Source organism: [Zimmermannella] bifida NBRC 103089, from assembly GCF_001570925.1.
Taxonomy (GTDB): domain Bacteria; phylum Actinomycetota; class Actinomycetes; order Actinomycetales; family Microbacteriaceae; genus Gulosibacter; species Gulosibacter bifidus.
Window position 1 is genome coordinate 32,311 of the sequence record NZ_BCSP01000004.1, and the last position, 19,960, is coordinate 52,270.

The window sequence follows — 19,960 nt, forward strand, 5'->3', positions numbered from 1 at the left end:
CACAACGATTTCGTAACGAACGATGTGGAATGTCGTCAATCGTAACCGACGTTTGCGAGTGCGTGGGCTAATCCGTCATGTTTCAGGTCCAAAGTGAGGTGGCTCGCCGCCGCAATTACTTCCTGAGGACTATTGCCCATCGCATAGCTTCGTCCGCCACCATCGCGGGCCCAGCTCAGCATTTCGATGTCGTTCCGGCCGTCGCCAGCAACCACGACATTCTCGCGAGCGATGCCGAGTTCCGCACGAACACGCTCAAGTGCGGTTGCCTTGTTCACGCCGTTCGGCGCAATGTCGAGCCATGCCGACCAACCCACCGAGTAGCTCACTGAGTGCAGGCCAGAGCCTTTCACCCGGTCAATAAATTCCTCCATCGACTGATCTGGGGAAATTACTACGAGTCGGGTGACCGGCTCGGCCATCAGCTCATCAAAGCTGACTTCCTTGCCCTGCGCCTCGAAGCTACCTTCGGGGAATCGCCCCGAGAATCGGTAGATACCGTCGCTGCCCTCAACCGCAAACCGCGCACCTTCGAGCACATCCCGCATCCGCATCAGCGCGTCGGTCGGGTCAAAAGTTTCAACCCAAAGCGGCGAGTACCCCTCGGGAGCATCCGCATCCTGCTCGAGCACCATCGCACCGTTTGCTGCAACCAAATATTTGGATGTGAGCGACAGTCGTTCTCGAATTGGCAGCATGTCTCGGGCCGAGCGCCCGGTGGCGAGCATGACTTCGTGTCCTGCTTCGCGTAGACGCGTCACCTGCTGGTGCGTGGCGTCTGAGATTTCACCGTCAATGTCGAGAATTGTGCCGTCGATGTCAAGGGCGACGAGCAGGCGTTCGGTCATGGTGTCACTGGCTCCAAAATTTCGAGTCCGCCGAGGTATGGACGAAGCGCTTCGGGAACCCAAACCGATCCGTCTGCACGCTGGTGCGTCTCCAGCAGCGCCACCAACCAGCGCGTGGTTGCGAGCGTTCCGTTGAGGGTCGCTACCGGCTTCGCCTTACCGGATTCATCGCGTGCGCGAGTCTGCAGTCGGCGCGCCTGGTAGGTGGTGCAGTTCGACGTCGATGTGAGCTCGCGGAAGGTCTCCTGCGTTGGCACCCACGCCTCAACGTCGTACTTCCGTGCCGCCGAAGAACCAAGATCGCCAGCCGCGGTGTCAATCACGCGGTAGTGAAGCCCCAGCGCCTGCATCATGTCTTCCTGCCAACCGAGCAGTCGATCGTGTTCGGCTTCGGCATCTTCGGGGCGGGTGTACACGAACATTTCAAGCTTGTTGAACTGGTGGACGCGAATGATGCCGCGCGTATCCTTACCCGCCGAACCCGCCTCGCGGCGGTAGCAGGTCGACCAACCGACATAACGCTTGGGCTCGGTAACGTCGATGATTTCGTCGGCGTGGTAACCCGCGAGCGCAACTTCACTCGTGCCGGTGAGGTACAGGTCGTCGGCTGGCAGGTAGTAGATTTCGTCGGCGTGCTCGCCGAGGAAGCCGGTGCCGCGCATGATTTCGGGCTTGACCAGCGTTGGCGGGGTGAGCATCACGAAGCCGTTTTCGACGGCCTTGTTGAGGCCGAGCTGCATGATGGCCAGTTCGAGGCGGGCGCCGATTCCCTTGAGGTAGCTGAAGCGAGCGCCAGCGACCTTGGCGCCGCGAACCATGTCGATGGCGTCGTGCATTTCGCCGAGCTCGAGGTGGTCGCGCACCTCGAAGTCGTATTGCGGCCGCTCGCCGACGGTGCGCAGCACGGTGAAGTTCTCTTCGCCACCGGCGGGAACACCGTCGAGCACGAGGTTTTCAATCGCCATCACGGCGGTCTCAAACTCGGTTTCGGCGGCATTGGCAGCAGCCTGGGCTTCCTTAACCTGCTGCGCAAGTTCCTGCACCGAAGCGAGCAGCGCTGGGCGTTCCTCGGGTGTTGCCTTGCCGATGAGCTTCGACTTGGTGTTTTGTTCGGCACGCAGCGTCTCAAACTTCATGAGCGCCTCGCGACGTGCGGAATCTGCCGCAACTGCCGCATCCACCGTTTGCGGGTCGTTACCGCGCGCGATTTGGGAGGCCTTAATCAGGTCAGGGTTGTCACGAAGAAGCTGAACGTCAATCACGCTGCCATCGTAGCCATCCAGAAGAACACAAGGCTGCAACCTACACTCGATCAGGTGACTCAATCGCACGCGGCGTGCATTTATAACCCCACAAGAATCACCATCGACAAGTTGCGCGACTGGTGCCAGCAGGCCGAGCAGCACTACGGCTTCGCGCCAACACGGTTCATCGCGACAACCGTTGACGACGATGCGCGCTGTCAGGTTCGGGATGCATTGGGGCACGGTCCCGCGGTCGTCATCGCCGCCGGTGGTGACGGCACGGTCCGCTTGGCTGCTGAAGCGTTGGCCGATACCGGTGTTCCGCTTGCGATCGTTCCGCTTGGTACTGGGAACCTGCTTGCCCGCACGCTTGAGTTATCCACTCCCGGTTTGTTGCATCCGGATGCAACGCTCGCGCAGGCTGTCGAACTCGCGTTCGCCGGTGGTGAGCGTGATATTGACCTGGTGCGGGTGGCCGTTGAGCGCCCCAGTGGTGCTCGGGATGCATTTGTGTTCGCGGTGATTGCCGGTATCGGTATTGATGCGGGCATGATTTCGAACACCAACCCGACGTTGAAGAAGCGCTTGGGCTGGCCTGCGTACGGGGTGGGTATTTTGCGTTGGCTGGTCAGTAGCGGCTCGTTTCGAGCCCGATATCGAGTTGACCAGCGGCCGACCTACGGCACTCGCGCCGCGTCGATCATGGTTGGCAATTCCGGCACGCTTACCGGTGGGCTGGTGTTGATGCGCCAGGCGCGCATTGATGACGGGGTTATTGACATGATTATGATGCGCCCGCGCGGGCCGCTGGGTTGGGTTGTTGTGGCAGTGAGGATTCTTGCGCACCGTTGGCAGCGAGGTCAGCGCGGTTCACAACGCATGCTCGGGTATCACTGTGGGCGCACGATCATGCTGCGGCTGGATTCGCGCCCGGAGGAGTTTCAGGTGGATGGGGACACTGTCGGTCCCGTCGTGGCGGCAAGGTTCACCGTCATGCCCCGTGCGCTGCGGGTGCGCATCCCGCATCGTTAACCCAAGCCGCGCACGAATCCACACCCGGCTGCCGTATCTCACACGCGGCCTCGCATCTCCTGGCCTATCTCACACGCGGGTGCGCATCCCCTGGCCTATCTCACACGCGGGCTCTCATCCCCTGGCCTATCTCGCACGCGGGTGCGCATCCCGCAACCCTTGAAAATACATGTAATTAATTTTCATTGCCAATTTACCAATTCGTTACCACCTCCCGTAACACTAATTTTGACAAGTCAAATCTATGAGTTGTGATAGATGTCACTTCTCACTTAATCGGAGTAAAACGTGCATAGAGCTTCACTCGTGGCCAAGAAACTGGCCGCAGCCACTGCCGTGGTGGCCCTTGGCCTGTTCGGTGCCATCAACGCGTCCGCAAACCCCGCCCTGGCGAACCTCGCCGAAACGCGTGACGACTCGCTGGCCGGAATCAAGGCATCCCTGGCAAACGAGACTGCCCTGACCAACGTGATCCTCGGTGTGGGCGCGGAACCAAACACCCGCAACCTCGTTTGGTACACCGACTCGGAAAACAGTGGCGCCCCGATCGTTGAGCTGATCACCGCCGACAAGCTCACCAACGGAGCATTCCCAGAACGCGGTGCCACTCGCTTCACCGGTAACGAGATTGCCACACACGTTGCCGGACAAACCCAGTCGCGCGGTTTCGAGGCGAACGTGAACAAGATCACGTTCAAGGACCTCAAGCCGGGCACCAGCTACGCCTACCGCATCGGCAATGGCGACACCTGGCTCGGACAATGGCAGTTCACCACCGAACAGGCAGGCGACAAGTGGAGCTTCTTCTTCACAGGCGACCCGCAAATTGGTGCATCAGCAGGTCACAAAGGCACCAATCCAATGGAGCGCAGCTGGCAGGCCGACACCTGGGGATGGAATGAAACCCTGAAGCTTGCCACCAAGACCTATCCGAACATCCACACGCATGTTTCTGCCGGTGACCAGGTCGAATCATCCCGCACGTCCCAGCCAAACAGCTCGCAGAACCAGACCGAACGCGAATACCTCGGATACAGCTACCCGCAGGCGCTGAAAACCCTCCAGAACGCGCCCACCCTCGGTAACCACGACTACTACACCGGCGGTCGCGCCACCTACCAAGAGCACTACAACCACCCGAACTTCGACCAGGACACCTGGAACAGCTGGTGGGCTGAAAACAACGTGCTCTTCCTGCACATGAACACGGAGTTCACCGGACCCGACGCGTTCGAAGCACACGACGCTTGGATGACCAAGGTGCTTGCCGAGCAGGGTGGCAAGTACGCCCACCACGCGGTAGTCATGCACCGCCCGCTGTACTCCACCGGCCCGCACTCAACCAGTAGCGCAACCGACGACGTGCGCACCACGTTCGTGCCGCTGCTGCACAAGCACAACATCAGCGTGCTGCTGACCGGACACGACCACTCCTACGCTCGTTCACACATTGTGAACAACTTCTACCCGGGCACCCCAGGCAACAACTGGAAGGATCAGACCGGTGAGGTCATCAACCTCGGCACCGGCGAGAATGCTCCGAAGGAAGTCTTCCTCACCGACAACCAGCTGGTATCGATCGTCGCGAACTCCGCTTCGGGCTCGAAGTTCTACGACATCAACGAGGCCGACCAGCCGTACCTTGCGGTCAAGAACCAGGAATACCTGCGCAACTACACGGTTGTGGATGTGGACGCCTGTTCGTTCACGTACCGCACCCACCGCGCCGATGGCAGCAGCGAACACGAAGTCAACAGCATCGTGGATGAGGTGCGCGTAAACGTACCCAACGCTCGCCCGACCCTGGACGCTAACCCCGAACCGCTAACGATTACGCAATCGGAAGCATCCTCAGCCGACCTGCTGCAGGGCGTTGAGCACTCGATGTGTGACGCCGACAAGTTCCCGGTAGAAATCACCGGCGACGTTGATGCCAGCAAGCTCGACACCCCGCAGACCGTGAAGTTCACGATCGCTGCCGGCACCGAGTGGGAAGTCACCGCCGAACGTGAAATCACGGTCGTCAAGGACCCTTCGATCAGCGCCGACAAGGCCTCGTACGCCCAGGGCGACACCGTTAACTTCAACATCGACGGTTTCGCACCGCAGGATGAGGTCAAGATCGAACTGCACTCGACTCCGCAAGAGGTCGCGACGGTAACCGCTGACGCTAACGGTCAGGCCAGCGGCAGCTTCGTACTGGCCGCCGACACCACCCCGGGCGAGCACCAGCTTGTCGCCATCGGTGCCTCGGGCAAGACTGCCTCGGCAGACATTGCGGTCGTCGCGAAGGCTGACGACAAGGACGGCAAGACCGACAAGGACGCGAAGGACGGCACCTCGAAGTCGATCCCACCAACCACGCCCGCACCGACAGGCAGCGCCGACGACAGCGCTAAGGGCCTGGCCACCACCGGTAGCGAAGATGTCACTGCGATAGCCGTATTCGCGGTAGCCGCGCTGCTGGGTGGTTTCACCCTGTACTCGACTCGCCGCCGCAACGCCTAGCGCACACCCATGATTCGGGGCGGAACCGGGCAACCGGCTTCCGCCCCGTTTCGCTTACTACCGTTCCAGCCCCTGCAACCATTGCGCTGCCGCCTGGTAGTTTTCATCCGAATAGGCACTGGGCACCGGTACCGTTGAGGCCACTGCCCGCGGATACGACCCGAGGAATGTCACCGCGGGCGACAGCCGCCGGATACCCAGCAGCGCGTCGCGCACACGCGCATCATGCAGGTGGCCATCCAAGTCGAGCACGAAGCGGTAGCGGCCCGGCTGCTGCGGGATCGGCCGCGAAGCGATCATCGAAAGATTGATTCCGCGCGCGGCAATCTGTTCCAGTAGCGATAGCAAGCCACCCGGACGCTCCTCTGGCAGCTCGACAATCAGCGAGGTCTTGTCACGTCCGGTGCGCTCGGGCAGCTCAGTACCCATCGTCACCAGCGCGAAGCGGGTGCGAGCGTTGCCATTGTCCTGAATGTCGCTTGCCAAAATTGCTACATCGCGGTGGTCCGTAATGAACGGCGTGGTGATCGCCGCATCCGCAAGCCGCTGCGCCCCCTCGTTTGCCAACACCAGATCAACTGAGGCGACATTGGATGCGGCCGGAACGTGCACATGGCCCGGCAACATTCGGTTCAACCACAGTCGGCACTGACCATAGGCAACCGGATGCGCCGCAACCGTGCGCACCGCATCCAACGCCGTTCCGGCAGCAGCGGCCAACGAAAACCGGATCGGGACGATGTACTCGCCAACGATCCGCAGCCCCGGCATCGTTGCCAGTGCATCCTGCGAGGCCGTCACCCCACCCTCGACCGAGTTTTCAATCGCAATCATCGCCGCGCACGAAGTGCCGGCCTGCACGTCCTGCAGCGCTTCCAGCACGTTCAACACCGGCTTCCACGTTTTCCCCACCGCCTGCGGGGCAAGTTTCAGGGCAGCCTCGGTGAACGTGCCAGCGGGGCCAAGATATGAAATCGTCTCGCGATCGTCCATGCCGTTACTGTACGTCGTTTGCGTTTGCGGGCAGGTTGGCGCCCGCGCACAGCGGGTAACGGAAGCCAACATCACGTCGGTAAGCCAGGAAAGCTGTTGCCGCTGCGGCAGTCCGTTGCGATATCCACATCGGAGTGCCCCGTGGGCAACATTTTCCCGGGAGCCATTAGTACCCGGCGGTGGTTGGGGATTTTCGTAAGCGGCTACCGCGGGTACTTGGCGGGTTTGTTCAACTGCACTTGCCAGGATGGAACCATGCATGAGCGAGCTGGCCAACGAGCCCTTCCCGAAGACCTCATTGATATTGACGACCTGATCGGTGCGTTCTATCGAAACGTTCCGAATGTCGAAGATCCAACCCAGCGCGTGGCGTTCGGCACTTCCGGCCACCGCGGTTCCAGCTACAAGTCGTCATTCAACGAAACGCATATCCTCGCCATCACGCAGGCGATCTGCGAGTACCGCGCCCAGCAGGGCTACACCGGCCCGCTGTTCATCGGTCGCGACACGCACGCACTGAGCGAACCTGCCGAGCAGGTTGCCCTGGACGTGCTGGCAGCAAACGGTGTTCGGGTGCTGGCGGATGCAGAAAACTCGTGGGTGCCCACCCCCGCGCTTTCGCGTGCAATCGTCGCGTACAACGCCAACCCGCAGCACACTGACCAGGCGGACGGCATCGTGGTGACCCCAAGCCACAACCCGCCGCAGGACGGTGGGTTCAAGTACAACCCGCCGCACGGTGGCCCGGCCGACACCGATGCCACCAAGTGGATTGAGCAGCGCGCGAACGACATCATCGCCGCCGGCATGGGCGACGTGAAGCGCATCAACTCCGACGGCCACATTGGCCGCTACGACTTCCGCGGAAACTACGTGCGCGATCTCGCCAGCATCATCGATTTCGAAGCAATTCAGCGCGCCGGTGTGCGCATCGGCGCCGACCCGCTGGGTGGCTCGAGCGTCAAGTACTGGCAGGCCATTGCCGATGAGTATGGCATCGACCTGACCGTGGTGAACCCCGAAGTGGATGCACGCTGGCCGTTCATGACGCTCGACTGGGACGGCAAGATCCGTATGGATCCGTCGTCGCCATCGGCGATGGCCTCGGTGCTCGAACACCGCGACGACTACGACGTGCTCACCGGTAACGATGCTGACGCCGACCGTCACGGCATCGTGACGCCGCACGCGGGTCTCATGAACCCGAACCACTACCTGGCCGTCTGCATCCACTACCTGGCCGGCAACCGCCCGCAGTGGTCGAAGGATGCGGGTATCGGTAAGACGCTCGTGTCGAGTTCGATGATCGACCGCGTTGTCGCGGATCTCGGGCGCAATCTGGTTGAGGTGCCAGTTGGCTTCAAGTGGTTCGTGCCGGGTCTGAGCGACGGCACCGTCGTATTCGGCGGTGAGGAGTCGGCCGGTGCGTCGTTCCTGCAGTTCGACGGCTCGACCTGGACCACCGACAAGGACGGCATCATCTTGGCGTTGCTTGCTGCCGAGATCATTGCGGTTACGGGCAAGTCGCCGTCGCACTACTACCAGGACCTCGTCGCGAAGTTCGGCGACCCCGCCTACCAGCGGGTGGATGCACCGGCGACGCCGGACCAGAAGGCCGTGTTGAAGGCGCTGTCGGGCGAGCAGATCACCGCCACCGAGCTTGCCGGTGAGCCAATCATCGCGAAGCTTTCGGAAGCACCGGGCAACGGTGCGGCGATCGGCGGCGTGAAGGTGGTCACCGAGAACGCGTGGTTCGCGGCCCGCCCGAGCGGCACCGAAGATGTCTACAAGATCTACGCTGAGTCGTTCAAGGGCACCGAGCACCTGCGCGAAGTGCAAGAGGCGGCAAAGGCAATCGTGGCGGATGCGCTGGGTCAGTAAGTAGGCATACGCTCACGCAATCCACTGAGGCCGGTCAGTTCATAGGAAACTGACCGGCCTTGAGTGTTTTGGGACCGCGCGCTAGGACGCTTCCGCGCGAGCGACGCTATCCGAGTGGTGCAACATCCGGATGCGGGTTCGGTGACGGGTTTCCGGTCACCAGGATGCCCGTTTCGTACTCGAGCACGAACTGCGAGCCCTTACCGTTGTCGCAGCGAACACCGGTTTCGAAACTGATCGCGCAGGTGTACTGCCCGGCCTTGACCTCTTGGTCGTACGGAATCGCGCTACCCTGCAGGTCGCCCTGCAGGCACGGGAACGTGGCGCCCTCCGCATCCAAGCCGACTGCGGCACCCGAGTAGTTCTGACCGCGGCATTCACCGTCGGGAAGGCTGAAGTTGCGCTCAAGAATCTGGCAGGCAACGCCCGATTCCTTCGTAATCTGGCAGCGAATGTTGCCCGATTCCGAGGTGAACGCAACCGGTTCGAAGTCCGCTGCGGGTGCTTCGGTTTCGGAGTCGCTCGGCGATGCTTCGCCGTTGCCTTCGCTGTTTGGTGCCGGTTCGCTCTGCTCCTGGTTCGAATCTGGCGCAGTTGCTTCGTCCTTGCCACCACCGAAGAGGCCGGTAATCACCAGCGTGCCCAGGATGAGCACCAGCGCGGCGGCCGCAGCGATCATGATCATCGCGACACCGCGGCGACGTTCCGGAATAGAGCTTTCTCCCCCACCCGAGCCGCCGCCACCGAAACCGCTGGCACCGCCCGTGGCGCTGCCCGAGATGAGATCGGCGTCGTTGGATGCGGACTGCTGCCAGTTCGCGCCGTCGTATGCGGGCGGGTTCTGCACCGGGGCGGTGCTCCCCATAAACGGTGAGTCAGGTGCAGCAGCCGCCGCTTCGACGGCAGCATTGGCGCTTGCCACACCGGCCGCGCCGAGCGCGCCAGCGGCAGGATCCGGGACTTCAACCTGCGTGCTGCCATTGGACTTGGCGCCGCCACGACGCTTCCAGCTACGGTTACGCGGCTTCGAGAGCCCCGCATCCGCCACTGAACCTGCGGCAAACCCGTTCGATGCCGGTGCCTCGGGTTCGTTTTCGTCATCGCCGAAACCAAGCATCCTGGCGAAGTCATCAACCTCGGGCTCGCTGCGTCCGTGCCCGGCTGACGCCGAGGCGGCGGGCTGCGACGTGGAGTCCGAAATAAACGGGCTGTCGATTGGTTCTTGGCCCGGGGTAACCGCCTTGGGCGCTACCGGTGGCTCGGCTTGCTCGCCAGTGTTGGCGGCGAATGACGGTGGTGTCGGCTGTGCCCAATTCGAGCGCGGCTGCGACGGCTGTGCGTTCGGTGGCACCTCGCCGGTGTAGAACGCGGCGGCACGGTCACGAGCGGCGCGCTGCTGCGGGTCGGCAGCCGGAAGTGCGGGCAGTGGTACAACGCCGGTTTTGTCGAATTGCGGCGCAGCAATTGGCTGGTCTGCTGGGTCTTGCGGCAACCCCTTGATGACCTGCGTGAACGAGTTGTCCATGGGCGAGCCCTGCTGCATACCGGGCTCTGGAAGTGACGGCGCGTTGCGGCGGTCGCGGGCGGCGACGTCTTTGGGCTGGTCAGCCTGAGGTGTTTCGCGCTGTGCGTCGCCAGTCTGGGTGTCACCAGTCTGGCGCTGAGGGGCCGGAGCAGCCGGCGTCTGCGGAGCCTGCGGCATCTGCACGGTCGGTGCGCCATTTTCCGCCGGCTCGGCTGCATTCGACCGCGGAGCCTGCGGCATCTGCACGGTCTTCGGCGGCTGGAACGGCGACTGTGGCGGTAGCGGGGGCATCGGTGGCATGGATGCATCACCCGAGCCTGCAGCGTCCGGCGCACTGAACGGCGACTGCTGCGGCTGTGCTGGCTGTTCCGGCATTGCTGGCTGTTCCGGCTGCTGCTGCGGGGCCTGCTGTGCTGGCTGAGCCGGTGCGGGCTTGGCCGGCGTGGCGGGCTGAGCGGATGCGGCGGGCTCGCTAGCTGCGGCAGGTGCAGGTACCGACGGCTGCGCACTCGACGCGGCCTCCGCATCCCCGCCAGACTGCGAGGACACTTCCGGAACCTGCGAAGTGTCATAGAGCTTCGGCTGAAAGCGACGGCGCGAACGACGGCTCGGGAGCTGCGGTTCACCGCTCGAACCGGCCTGTGACTCGGCGCTCGCATTCGCGACGTCCTCAGCGCTCGTCACCCGCTTGGGCGTGAACTGCGAGAAGAAGTCGTCGGCGTCATAGTCCGATGTGCCCACTGCAAAGGGATCGGGCTGGCCACCACCGGGGCGTCGCATCACGGCATTGCGGTCCGCCGCAGCGGGCGGCGTCACCAAGCGCGTTCCGCACTCCGCGCAGAACCGCTGATTCGCCGTAATTTGAGCCGTGCATCCAGGGCACCTCGAGATCGTCATAGTCGGATCCTCCTTGTGCCCAAACTTACCGCGTGTCGTCACGGAATCCCTCGGATTCATCCCGGCGTTCGATGAACGGCAATCATTCGGTTGACTTGGGCGCATACAATCCGCCGCGTGACTACCGCCAACACCACCCTGACCACGCTCGACGGCACCACGCTCAGTCATCGCGAGCAGCGCCGCCGCGCGTTCGCCTGGCAGCTCTACGACCTATCGCAATCGGCGTGGCAGGCGGTGATCGTGACCTTCGTCTTCGCCACGTACCTGTCGAGTCCGCTGTTCTTCGACCCGCAGATTGCTGCGCTGCCCAAGACCGACCCGGCGTATGTAGCGGCGCAGGCCGAGTCACAGCAGGTCATTGCTGGCTTCGACCTCATCGCCGGCATCCTGGTGGCGCTCATCGCCCCCGCATTGGGCCGCACCGCCGATGGTTCGGGCTCGCGCAAGCGCATGCTGGCGGTCTTCTCAGGACTGGTGGTTGCGGTCATGCTCGGCATGTTCTTCGTCAGGCCCGATGCCAAGTTCCTCGCGATCGGCGCCGTGCTGCTCGCGAGCGGCACCGTGCTCAGCGAGCTCGCGTTCGTGAACTACAACGCCATGCTCTCGCAGGTCGCCACGCACGAAAACGTCTCGAAGGTCTCCGGCCGCGGCTGGGGCCTGGGCTACATCTCGTCGATCGTGCTGCTCATCCTGCTGCTAGTGCTCTTTATTCAAGACGTCAACGGGGATGCACCGGGTTCCGGCATCTTCGCGCTCCCCTCGGGCGCCGACGGCGAAGCGCTCAATATCCGCCTGGCCATCGTCTTCGCCGCAATCTGGTACCTAGTGTTCCTCATCCCGATTCTGCGTCGCGTGCCCTCAGCACCGCGGAATACCAATGAACGCCGCGTCGGTTTCTTCGGCGCCTACGCCGAGTTGTGGCGCACGCTGCGCTCGCTGTGGCGCACCGACCGCAAGCTGCTGCAGTTCTTGCTCGCGAGCGCGGTGTTCCGCGACGGCCTCAACGCCGTCTTCGCGTGGGGCGCGGTGCTCGCAGGCCAGGTCTATGGGTTCAGCAACACCGCGATCATGATGTTCGCGATCGTCGCGAACCTGGTGTCGGGTATCGGTGCGTTCGTCGGCGGATCCATCGAGCACCGGGTCGGCACAAAGCCAACGATCATTTGGTCGCTCATCGGCATGCTCATCGCCGGTCTCGGCATGATGGTGCTGCCCGATGTGCAGACTTCGTTCTGGGTCGTGGCGCTGCTGCTGTGCCTGTTCATCGGGCCGGTACAGAGCGCATCCCGCAGCTACATGGCGCGGTCGATTCCGCAGGGTCGCGAGGGTGAACTCATGGGCCTCTACTCGACCACCGGGCGCGCGGCTGGCTGGCTGTCGAACCTGCTCTACTTCGCGTTCATTTCGATGCTGATGACGCCAAAGGCCGGTGTCTGGGGCATCCTGCTCACGCTGCTGATCGGTCTGCTGCTGATGTGGACGGTGCCGGCGGTACCGAAGATCGCGTCGCTTGCCTCGCGAGACGGCAGCACCGCATCCGCTGACGCGTAGCCTGCCGAGCCCCCAAGCCCCCGACCTTCGCCCGGCCCCGAGACCCAGGAAACATTTGTTGCATGACAGGCCCTACGAAGCAAATATTGCGATGTAGGCGCTGTCAGGCAACAAATTTCTTGGCGATGTCAGAGCCTAGCTGCAGCAGAGCCTAGCTACAGCAGAGCCTAGCTGCAGCAGTGAAGTTCGCGGGTGTCCGTCGATGTCGCGAGCTCCGCTTCGGCGGCCTTCACGGTCGCTTCGGCTTCAGCCACGGCGGATGCGGTCGGTTGCGCCTCCGAAGCTGTATCCGACTCGAGCGCCGGTTGTGCGTCGCGCACCAGGCGCAGGTCGCGGTGGCCGTCAGGCCAGCTGCGGAAAATCGGCTCGCCATCGCGGCGGAATCCGAGCTTCTTGTAGAACGCCTCGGCGCGGTCATTGCCCTCAAGCATCCACAGCCACGCGGCATCCTGCTCAAGCACGGCGTCGGCGAGCATGCGGCCGAGACCGGTGCCGTGCGCGATTTTCAGGGTGTAGAGCACGCGCAACTCCACATCGCGCGGTGATTCCTCGTCGGGCGTCGGGCGAGCAAACACGAACCCGGCCGGTTCACCGTCAATGAACCCCATGCGGATGCGCGCACGTTTCGTAGCGTCGGCTTCGGTAATCGCGTCCTGCCAGAACGCCAAGCGATCATCAATATTGGCGCCCATGTCGAGGTGATCCTGAGGAATCGTGCCCCCGTAGGTTTCCTGCCAGGCCTGGTTATGGATACGAACCAGGTCATCAATATCAGCGGTGGTCACGGTGCGGATGCGGAGATCTGCCATGGGAAACGAGCCTAACGACCGAGCGCGGTCGCGGCTAGGAATTTATTTGAAACGCACAAGACGCAGCGAGTTGGTGACCACGAGCACGCTCGAGAAGGCCATCGCGATGCCCGCAATCATGGGCGAGAGCAGGCCAAACGCCGCCAGTGGCAGGGCCAGTACGTTGTAGGCGAACGCCCAGAAGAGGTTCTGGCGCAGGATGCGGTTGACCGCGCGCGAGAGTCGAATCGCGTCGACTGCGGTGCGCAACCCGCCGCGAACGAGCGTGATGTCGCTCGCTGCCGCAGCCGCATCCGTACCGCCACCCATGGCGATGCCGAGGTCGGCGGTCGCGAGCGCCGGGGCGTCGTTCACGCCGTCGCCAACCATGGCAACACGGTTGCCGTCAGCCTGCAATTGACGTACCACTTCGGCCTTTTGCTCGGGCAGCACGCCAGCAATCACCCGGTCAACGCCAACTTCGGCAGCGACGGCCTGCGCCACGAGTTCGTGGTCGCCGGTGCACAGCACAGGCTGCAGGCCGAGCGCGCGCATCTGGGAAATCGCTTCGGCCGAGTCCGGCGCAACCTGGTCGGCAACCGAGATCGCGCCGAGCAACGCGTCGTCTCGCCAGACGAGCACCGGCGTCTCGCCCTGTTGCGCTAGGCGCGCGGTGAGTTCGGCGGCGAGCCCATCGGCGGCGGCGTCGCGCCCCACCCGAATTTCGTGGCCGCTGACGGATGCGCGGGCTCCGTGTCCGGGCAGGTTCTGGAATCCCTCGGGTTGCGCGAGGTCGAGCCTGCGCTCGCGGGCGGCGTGGACGATGGCGCGAGCGATGGGGTGTTCGCTGCCCTGCTCGACGGCAGCTGCGAGCGTCAAGAGTTCGTTTTCGGATGCATCCGCGACCGCAATAACCTGGCGCACGTGCATTTCGCCGCTGGTGACGGTACCGGTCTTGTCGAGTACGACAGTGGTGATGCTGCGTGCGCGTTCAAGCGCTTCGGGTCCAGACAGCAGGATGCCCATGGTCGAGCCGCGGCCGGTGCCGGCCAGGATCGCGGTGGGTACCGCAAGTCCGAGCGCGCAGGGGCAGGCGATGATCAGCACCGCGACGGCCGCGGTAATGGCCATGTCGCCGGTGGCACCAATGAGCAGCCAGGCGACGAGCGTCACGACCGAAAGCGCCAGCACGATCGGCACAAACACGCTCGAGACGCGGTCGGCGAGACGTTGCGCGGCGGCTTTACCGGCCTGCGCCTGGGCAACCATTTCGCCCATTTTCGCGAGCTGAGTTTCACGGCCAATCCGGGTGGCCTCAACCACGAGCATCCCGTGGGTATTGACGGTGGCGCCGATCACGTCGTCGCCTTCGGCAACGTCAACCGGCACCGATTCGCCGGTCAGCACCGCCGCGTCGATTGCCGAGTGGCCCTCGCGCACGATGCCGTCAGTCGCGATGCGTTCGCCCGGGCGCACCACAAATCGGTGCCCATGCCGCAGTCGGTCGATGGGGATGCGCTGGGTTTCGCGGGGCGATTCGGCCACGATCACTTCAACATCGCGAGCACCAAGCGCCAGCAGTTCGCGCAGTGCCGAACCGGCGCGACGCTTGGCTCGTGCCTCGAGAAAACGGCCGAGCAGCAAGAACGTCGTCACGCCAGCGGCAACTTCAAAGTAGATATTGCCGAGGCCCGACTGCGGCGTTGGCCGCCACTCGAAGGTGTGGGTCATGCCGATGTGGCCCGCGTGGCCAACAAACATCGCGACCAGCGACCACAGCATCGCGGCGGTAATGCCGAGCGACACGAGCGTGTCCATACTCGTGCTGCCGTGTCGCAGCCCGCGCCATGCGGCACGGTGGAACGGCCACGCACCCCACGTCACCACCGGCAGCGTGAGCGCCATCGACACCCACTGCCAGCCGGCAAATTGGGTGCTCGGGATCATTGCGGTCACGATCACCGGCGCGGTGAGTACCGCACACACCACCAAGCGCACGAGCAGCGTGCGAGCCGCATGTGCTTCGGCATCGGCGCCGTCATCGACCGCGCCGACCTCGTGCACCTGCGCGTCATAGCCAGCGGCCCGGACGGTTTCGACGAGCTGCTGCGCATCTGGCAGCGACGGCGTGCCCACATCGGCACCCGACGCCGCACCCGCCTGCTTGGGGCGCACCACCGCTTGCGCGAGCGCATAATTGACTGCCGCATCCACCCCGGGCAGCTTATTGAGCTTGCGTTCAATGCGGTTCGCGCAGCTCGCACAGGTCATGCCTTCGAGGTCAAGTACGACCTCGTCAGCAGTGGGGTTGGTGGATGCGTCGGTCAATTGGGTGCGCTCGCTTCCGTTCGCGTCGTCGAGGCTACGCCTCGAGCGTGTAGCCGGCTTCGGTCACGGCACGCTCGACGTCGTCGCGCGAAAGCTCCGCCTGCGAGGTGACTTCGACCTTGCCGCTTACGTGGTCGGCCTTGACGGCGGTAACACCGTCGATTTCAGCGAGTTCTTCTTGCACACTGAGTTCGCAGTGACCGCAGGTCATGCCGCTTACGAGGTACGTGGTGTTCATGGGATGCTCCGTTCGAGGGGTGGGGTGCAGGTCGGGATAGTCACACCGCTCATGGCGGCCACTACTAGCGATAACGAATTGCGTCGCGGCACTATTCCCGCGCCGCATCCGAAAATTACATCCAGCGCGGCACCAAGAAACCGAGCGACACAAGATCGCGCACATCGCGTGCAATCGCCGCAAGCAGCGCATCCTGATCAATTTCGAGCAGTGCCGCAATCGCAACGATGATCTGGCGACCGGTGAGGTCGCCATCGCAAACCGAAACGAACGACGCAAGCTCGGTGCTCTCGGGGAAGGTGCGGCGAAAGCCACCGCCCTGGCGCAGCAGCATGGCTGATGGGTCAGCTTCGCCGGGGATCGTCCAGCGTTCGTCGGTGACATCGCGCGCAACAACGAACGTTTCGTCAACGAGTTCGTCGTCGGTACGCTCACGCAGCCAGTCATCGGCATCGAAGGCATCGCGGATGTTCGCGCCCAGCGGCATTGCCAGCTGATGTTCGAGCGTCTCGAATCGGCGCACCGGTGCGGTGCCCTCCGGTGCAGCGTGCAGCAGCAGCATGCCCATGCCCACGTGAACGACACCGCGCGAAGCGAAGTCATCGAGGTAGCGAACGAACTGTTCGCGCCAGCTCGTCAGCTCGCGGTTCTCGGCGGCGTCCTTGAGCCACATGTCGGCGTACTCGATGGGCGTGGCGCGTTCGCGCTGCACTACCCACAGGTCGGTGTGCGCGGGCACCCACGATTCGAGTCGGGTGTGCCACGACTCATCGGTTTCGTGGACTTCCCAGTTACCGAGCATCACGGCAACACCGCGCGGCGCCAGGTGGGTACCGAGGTTGCGAACGAGTTCTTCAACCAGGCGGTCGCCCGGGCGGCCACCGTCGCGGTAGGTGTACTGGTCGGATGCGGTTTCATCGGCCGCGCGCGGCGTGATGACGAACGGTGGGTTCGAGACGATCAGGTCGAACTGCTCCCCCGCGACCGGCTGCAGCAAGTCGCCAAGACGCAGCGATACGCGTGCCTCCAGGTTCTGCGGGTCAATGCTCAGCACTTCAGCGTTGAGCAGCAGGTTGAAGCGGGCAAACTCGATCGCGCGAGCCGAGATATCGGTCGCGACCACGTGGTCGACGTGACTGAGCAGGTGCATCGTTTGCACGCCCATCCCCACACCCAAGTCGAGCGCGCGGGCGACGGGTTCGCGCGGCGTGAGCTGTGCGAGGTTTGCGGTGGCTGGGCCAATACCAACGACGTGGTCGCGGCGAAGCGGCTGGTCAGCGGGAACTTGCAGGCCACCGAGGTCGCTCGCCACCCACAGATCGAGCGCGGCGGGCTCGCCCGCATCCGCCGAATCTGCGTCGGTGCCCGGCGCAGCAACGGCGTACGGGCGAATGTCGACGCGGGCCCGCAGCCTCTCGGGCTGCGCCGGAACCGGTTCGAGCAAGCCTGCGGCCACCTGGTCTTCGGCCGCGGGCACCACTGCGGCGGGCATGGTCTCAGCCAGCAGGTACAGGCGGATGAGCGCGGCCAGCGCGTCCGTTTCGGCAACGTTCGCGAGCGCATGCTGAGCGGGAACGAGCAGGTCGCGGTGCAGCGCTTCGGCGGCGCCGGCGCCCAGGCACTCGTTCACGCCGTCAACGGTGTAGTTGGCGGCGGCGAAGGCGGCGCGGATGCGGCCGAGTCGCGCGATATCGCGGCTGTCGGGGGCGTCGCTCGGGTCGTCGAATGCGGCGGTGGCGTTGTGCGTCATGCAGTCCATTCTGGCTTGTTTTTCCGGGGTCTGGCTTGTTTTCCGGGGTCTGGCTTACCGGGGTCGGTTTTACGGGGCGCGTTTCGGAAGCTTGCGGCGTCGCTACCGGTCACCCGGTTGCTGCGCGAGCGGTGCAAGCTCAGTGAGCGTGTGCATCCGGGTGGCCAAGTCGCTGCCGCCGAGGGTCACGATCAGTTCGTCGGCGCCCGTTTGCGTCACCAGGTCGTGCAGACGGTCTCGCACCTGTTCAGCCGAGCCGAGGTACTGCGACCCCGTGGCGCGGAACCACAGCTGCGGATTCACGATGTTATCGGCGAATTCCTGCGCTTCGTCGGGTGTGAGCATGGCCCGTGGCGTGCCCGACATGAGCTGGTATCGAAACACGCGAGAGGGCAGATCGAGCCGAGTTGCCGCATCCACCGAATCGGCGATGAGCACCGAGGCGCTAATCATGGCGAGGGGTTCTGGGCACACTGCCGACGGCACGAACCCGTCGCGATAGGCAGCGAATGCCTGTCGCGGGTTCGATCCGAACGCAAAGTGGTTCGCGTAGGCGAACGGCAGGCCGAGTTCGCCCGCGAGCGCCGCCGAATAGTTGCTCGATCCCAGCAGCCACAGCTGCGGTGGATGCGGCAGGTCGGCTGCCGCGCGCACCTGCCGGAACCGTTCGCGATCGGCTTGCGGCCGCACATCGCCGAAGTACCCGGCAATTTCAAGCACGTCTTGCGGGTAACGAGCCACCGCATCCGGCAACCGACCTTCGGTGAGCGGCCGCCCGCGCACCGCCGCCACGGTGACCGGGTCGGTTCCCGGCGCCCGGCCCAGACCCAAGTCGATGCGACCGGGATACATGTGGCTGAGCAGCGCAAACTGTTCTGCGACGACCAGCGGCGTGTGGTTTGGCAGCATCACGCCGCCCGAGCCGAGGCGGATGCGTTCCGTTCCCTGCCCGAGGTACGCGAGGGTGGTTGCCGGCGACGTTGAAGCGATGGCCTCGGAGTTGTGGTGTTCGGCCACCCAATATCGCGTATAGCCAAGCCGGTCGGCGGCTTGCACCAGTTGGTGGCTGTGTTGCAGCCCGGTTGCGACGGATTCGCCGCGACGAAGCATGATGAGGTCGAGCACCGAAACATTGGTCATGTGCGTATCGAACACCAGTGGGCTGAGTGCGCGGTGGCCGCGTCGGGTGCCGCGATTACTGGATGCGCGCTATCTGTGGATTACGACCAATGCACGATAGCGCGAGCGACTAATGTTCGAGAAGCTAGTCGTTACAAGCACAACTGAGGAAGGCACAGGATGCGTTTTGCTGGCTCCCATAACCGGCGCGGGTTCGCTGCGCTGATCGCCGCTGCGGCGCTCGTGTGCACCGGTTGCACGGTAACGAACATCGAGGCTGTGCCCGCTGATGGCGGCTACGAGCTCTACCTGCCCGAGGTGACGAGCGCCGACTCTGGTCTGCGCCAGGAGTTCTCGAAGAATCCGAGCGAGTCGCACGACTATTGGTCGGATCCTGAGCGCCGTGACAACGCCGAAGGCATGGACTACAAGGCGCCCGATAATGGCCTTCCTCCCGGCCCGGGCGACCCGGCCACCGGTGCCTATGTGCCGGCGACGCAGGCGATGCCGAGTAACCCTTCGGGCTACGGCGATGTCCCCAAGGCCGAGGTCTTCGATCGACAGGGTCTAGCCGCATCCTCATTCGGGCGCTTGTACTTCACCTTTGACGGTGGCGAGACCTATGTGTGTTCGGCCACCGTAGTGAACTCGAAGTCGGGCGATATTGTCGCGACTGCCGGTCACTGTGTTGCCGAAACGAATGGTTCGGGCAAGCTCGCCGAATCGGTGGTGTTCATCCCTGGTGACAAGGACAACGGCCGCGAAACCCCATACGGAACCTGGGCTGCCGTCGAAATGGTGGTGCCGCAGCAGTTCATCGATAAGGCCCGTACGGACGATCAAGGTCAGCTGCTCAGTGATGAGGGCTGGAACTACGATTTCGCGTTCTTGCGGATGGAAGAACAAGACGGCAAGAGCATCCAGGACGTCACCGGTGCGCAGGGAATCGCGTTCGGTACGCCCGTGAACTACCTGACGCAGATCGGCTATCCCTCGGCACCACCGTTCGACGGCCGTGACGAGTTCATGTGCGCGTCGACCTCGTTCAGCTCCAACTGGCAGGGCGGCTACGCGCACCGCTGCGATATGACGCAGGGTGCATCGGGTGGCGCCTGGATGTCGGACTACGACGCCAAGACGGGAACGGGCTACCTCGTTGCGGTGACTTCAACCGTCGACGCCACCGGTATGGCGAACTCGCCAGTGCTCGGCCAAACCGCCCTCGGACTCTACAACCAACTGGATCAGGGGTAGC

General features: G+C 63.7%; 14 protein-coding genes. 5 read left to right on the forward strand and 9 right to left on the reverse strand.

Annotation, left to right across the window (positions count from 1 at the left end; translation table 11 throughout):
* Nucleotides 1-35: 35 nt before the first annotated feature.
* Both ZBI01S_RS04730 and serS read right to left on the reverse strand, forming a co-directional pair.
* Nucleotides 36-848 (reverse strand): Cof-type HAD-IIB family hydrolase, encoded by an 813-nt coding sequence (locus ZBI01S_RS04730; RefSeq protein WP_066057152.1) that lies wholly within the window; start codon nucleotides 846-848, stop codon nucleotides 36-38.
* Entirely contained in the window at nucleotides 845-2,110 is a 1,266-nt protein-coding gene (gene serS, locus ZBI01S_RS04735; protein WP_066057155.1) for a serine--tRNA ligase, read from the reverse strand. The genes ZBI01S_RS04730 and serS overlap by 4 nt, the downstream gene beginning before the upstream one ends.
* A gap of 54 nt (nucleotides 2,111-2,164) precedes the next feature.
* Between serS and ZBI01S_RS04740 the strand changes: the two genes are divergently transcribed.
* On the forward strand, nucleotides 2,165-3,124 hold the full coding sequence (locus tag ZBI01S_RS04740) for a diacylglycerol/lipid kinase family protein (protein WP_066057158.1): 960 nt from the start codon (nucleotides 2,165-2,167) through the stop codon (nucleotides 3,122-3,124).
* Between the two features lie 306 nt (nucleotides 3,125-3,430).
* Nucleotides 3,431-5,632 (forward strand): purple acid phosphatase family protein, encoded by a 2,202-nt coding sequence (locus tag ZBI01S_RS04745; RefSeq protein WP_066057160.1) that lies wholly within the window; start codon nucleotides 3,431-3,433, stop codon nucleotides 5,630-5,632.
* A gap of 57 nt (nucleotides 5,633-5,689) precedes the next feature.
* Here the strand turns inward: ZBI01S_RS04745 and pheA are convergent, their stop codons facing one another.
* Nucleotides 5,690-6,625: a prephenate dehydratase gene (gene pheA, locus ZBI01S_RS04750; RefSeq protein WP_066057163.1), complete on the reverse strand. Its 936-nt coding sequence runs from the start codon at nucleotides 6,623-6,625 to the stop codon at nucleotides 5,690-5,692.
* 255 nt (nucleotides 6,626-6,880) lie between these two features.
* On the opposite strand from pheA, the gene pgm reads away from it, so the two are divergent.
* The gene (pgm, locus tag ZBI01S_RS04755; RefSeq protein WP_066057166.1) at nucleotides 6,881-8,506 is read left to right on the forward strand and encodes a phosphoglucomutase (alpha-D-glucose-1,6-bisphosphate-dependent); all 1,626 of its coding nucleotides are present in this window, start codon (nucleotides 6,881-6,883) and stop codon (nucleotides 8,504-8,506) included.
* A 106-nt stretch (nucleotides 8,507-8,612) separates the two neighbouring features.
* On the opposite strand, the gene ZBI01S_RS04760 is transcribed toward pgm, so the two are convergent.
* Complete coding sequence (locus ZBI01S_RS04760; RefSeq protein ID WP_159421395.1) at nucleotides 8,613-10,850, reverse strand: hypothetical protein; 2,238 nt, start codon at nucleotides 10,848-10,850, stop codon at nucleotides 8,613-8,615.
* A 195-nt stretch (nucleotides 10,851-11,045) separates the two neighbouring features.
* Between ZBI01S_RS04760 and ZBI01S_RS04765 the strand changes: the two genes are divergently transcribed.
* On the forward strand, nucleotides 11,046-12,482 hold the full coding sequence (locus tag ZBI01S_RS04765) for an MFS transporter (protein WP_110477042.1): 1,437 nt from the start codon (nucleotides 11,046-11,048) through the stop codon (nucleotides 12,480-12,482).
* Between the two features lie 167 nt (nucleotides 12,483-12,649).
* Here the strand turns inward: ZBI01S_RS04765 and ZBI01S_RS04770 are convergent, their stop codons facing one another.
* The 5 genes from ZBI01S_RS04770 to ZBI01S_RS04790 form a co-directional block, all read right to left on the reverse strand.
* Entirely contained in the window at nucleotides 12,650-13,291 is a 642-nt protein-coding gene (locus ZBI01S_RS04770; RefSeq protein ID WP_066057172.1) for a GNAT family N-acetyltransferase, read from the reverse strand.
* A 42-nt stretch (nucleotides 13,292-13,333) separates the two neighbouring features.
* The gene (locus tag ZBI01S_RS04775) at nucleotides 13,334-15,598 is read right to left on the reverse strand and encodes a heavy metal translocating P-type ATPase (protein WP_066057175.1); all 2,265 of its coding nucleotides are present in this window, start codon (nucleotides 15,596-15,598) and stop codon (nucleotides 13,334-13,336) included.
* Between the two features lie 34 nt (nucleotides 15,599-15,632).
* Nucleotides 15,633-15,836, reverse strand: a complete 204-nt coding sequence (locus ZBI01S_RS04780; RefSeq protein WP_066057178.1) for a heavy-metal-associated domain-containing protein — start codon at nucleotides 15,834-15,836, stop codon at nucleotides 15,633-15,635.
* Nucleotides 15,837-15,951: 115 nt separating this feature from the next.
* The gene (locus ZBI01S_RS04785; RefSeq protein WP_083524534.1) at nucleotides 15,952-17,586 is read right to left on the reverse strand and encodes a DUF7059 domain-containing protein; all 1,635 of its coding nucleotides are present in this window, start codon (nucleotides 17,584-17,586) and stop codon (nucleotides 15,952-15,954) included.
* A gap of 102 nt (nucleotides 17,587-17,688) precedes the next feature.
* Nucleotides 17,689-18,726 carry an LLM class flavin-dependent oxidoreductase gene (locus ZBI01S_RS04790; RefSeq protein ID WP_159421396.1) on the reverse strand — a complete coding sequence of 346 codons (1,038 nt, stop codon included), beginning with the start codon at nucleotides 18,724-18,726 and terminating at the stop codon, nucleotides 17,689-17,691.
* A gap of 159 nt (nucleotides 18,727-18,885) precedes the next feature.
* On the opposite strand from ZBI01S_RS04790, the gene ZBI01S_RS04795 reads away from it, so the two are divergent.
* Nucleotides 18,886-19,959: a trypsin-like serine peptidase gene (locus ZBI01S_RS04795; RefSeq protein WP_066057187.1), complete on the forward strand. Its 1,074-nt coding sequence runs from the start codon at nucleotides 18,886-18,888 to the stop codon at nucleotides 19,957-19,959.
* Nucleotide 19,960 lies beyond the last annotated feature (1 nt).

Excerpts from the sequence above, each read along its gene's own strand:
- ZBI01S_RS04730 (WP_066057152.1), bottom strand. The coding sequence starts at position 848 with ATGACCGAACGCCTGCTCGTCGCCCTTGACATCGACGGCACAATTCTC.
- pheA (WP_066057163.1), bottom strand. The coding sequence starts at position 6,625 with ATGGACGATCGCGAGACGATTTCATATCTTGGCCCCGCTGGCACGTTC.
- pgm (WP_066057166.1), top strand. The coding sequence starts at position 6,881 with ATGCATGAGCGAGCTGGCCAACGAGCCCTTCCCGAAGACCTCATTGAT.
- ZBI01S_RS04770 (WP_066057172.1), bottom strand. The coding sequence starts at position 13,291 with ATGGCAGATCTCCGCATCCGCACCGTGACCACCGCTGATATTGATGAC.
- ZBI01S_RS04780 (WP_066057178.1), bottom strand. The coding sequence starts at position 15,836 with ATGAACACCACGTACCTCGTAAGCGGCATGACCTGCGGTCACTGCGAA.
- ZBI01S_RS04785 (WP_083524534.1), bottom strand. The coding sequence starts at position 17,586 with ATGACGCACAACGCCACCGCCGCATTCGACGACCCGAGCGACGCCCCC.
- ZBI01S_RS04790 (WP_159421396.1), bottom strand. The coding sequence starts at position 18,726 with ATGACCAATGTTTCGGTGCTCGACCTCATCATGCTTCGTCGCGGCGAA.
- ZBI01S_RS04795 (WP_066057187.1), top strand. The coding sequence starts at position 18,886 with ATGCGTTTTGCTGGCTCCCATAACCGGCGCGGGTTCGCTGCGCTGATC.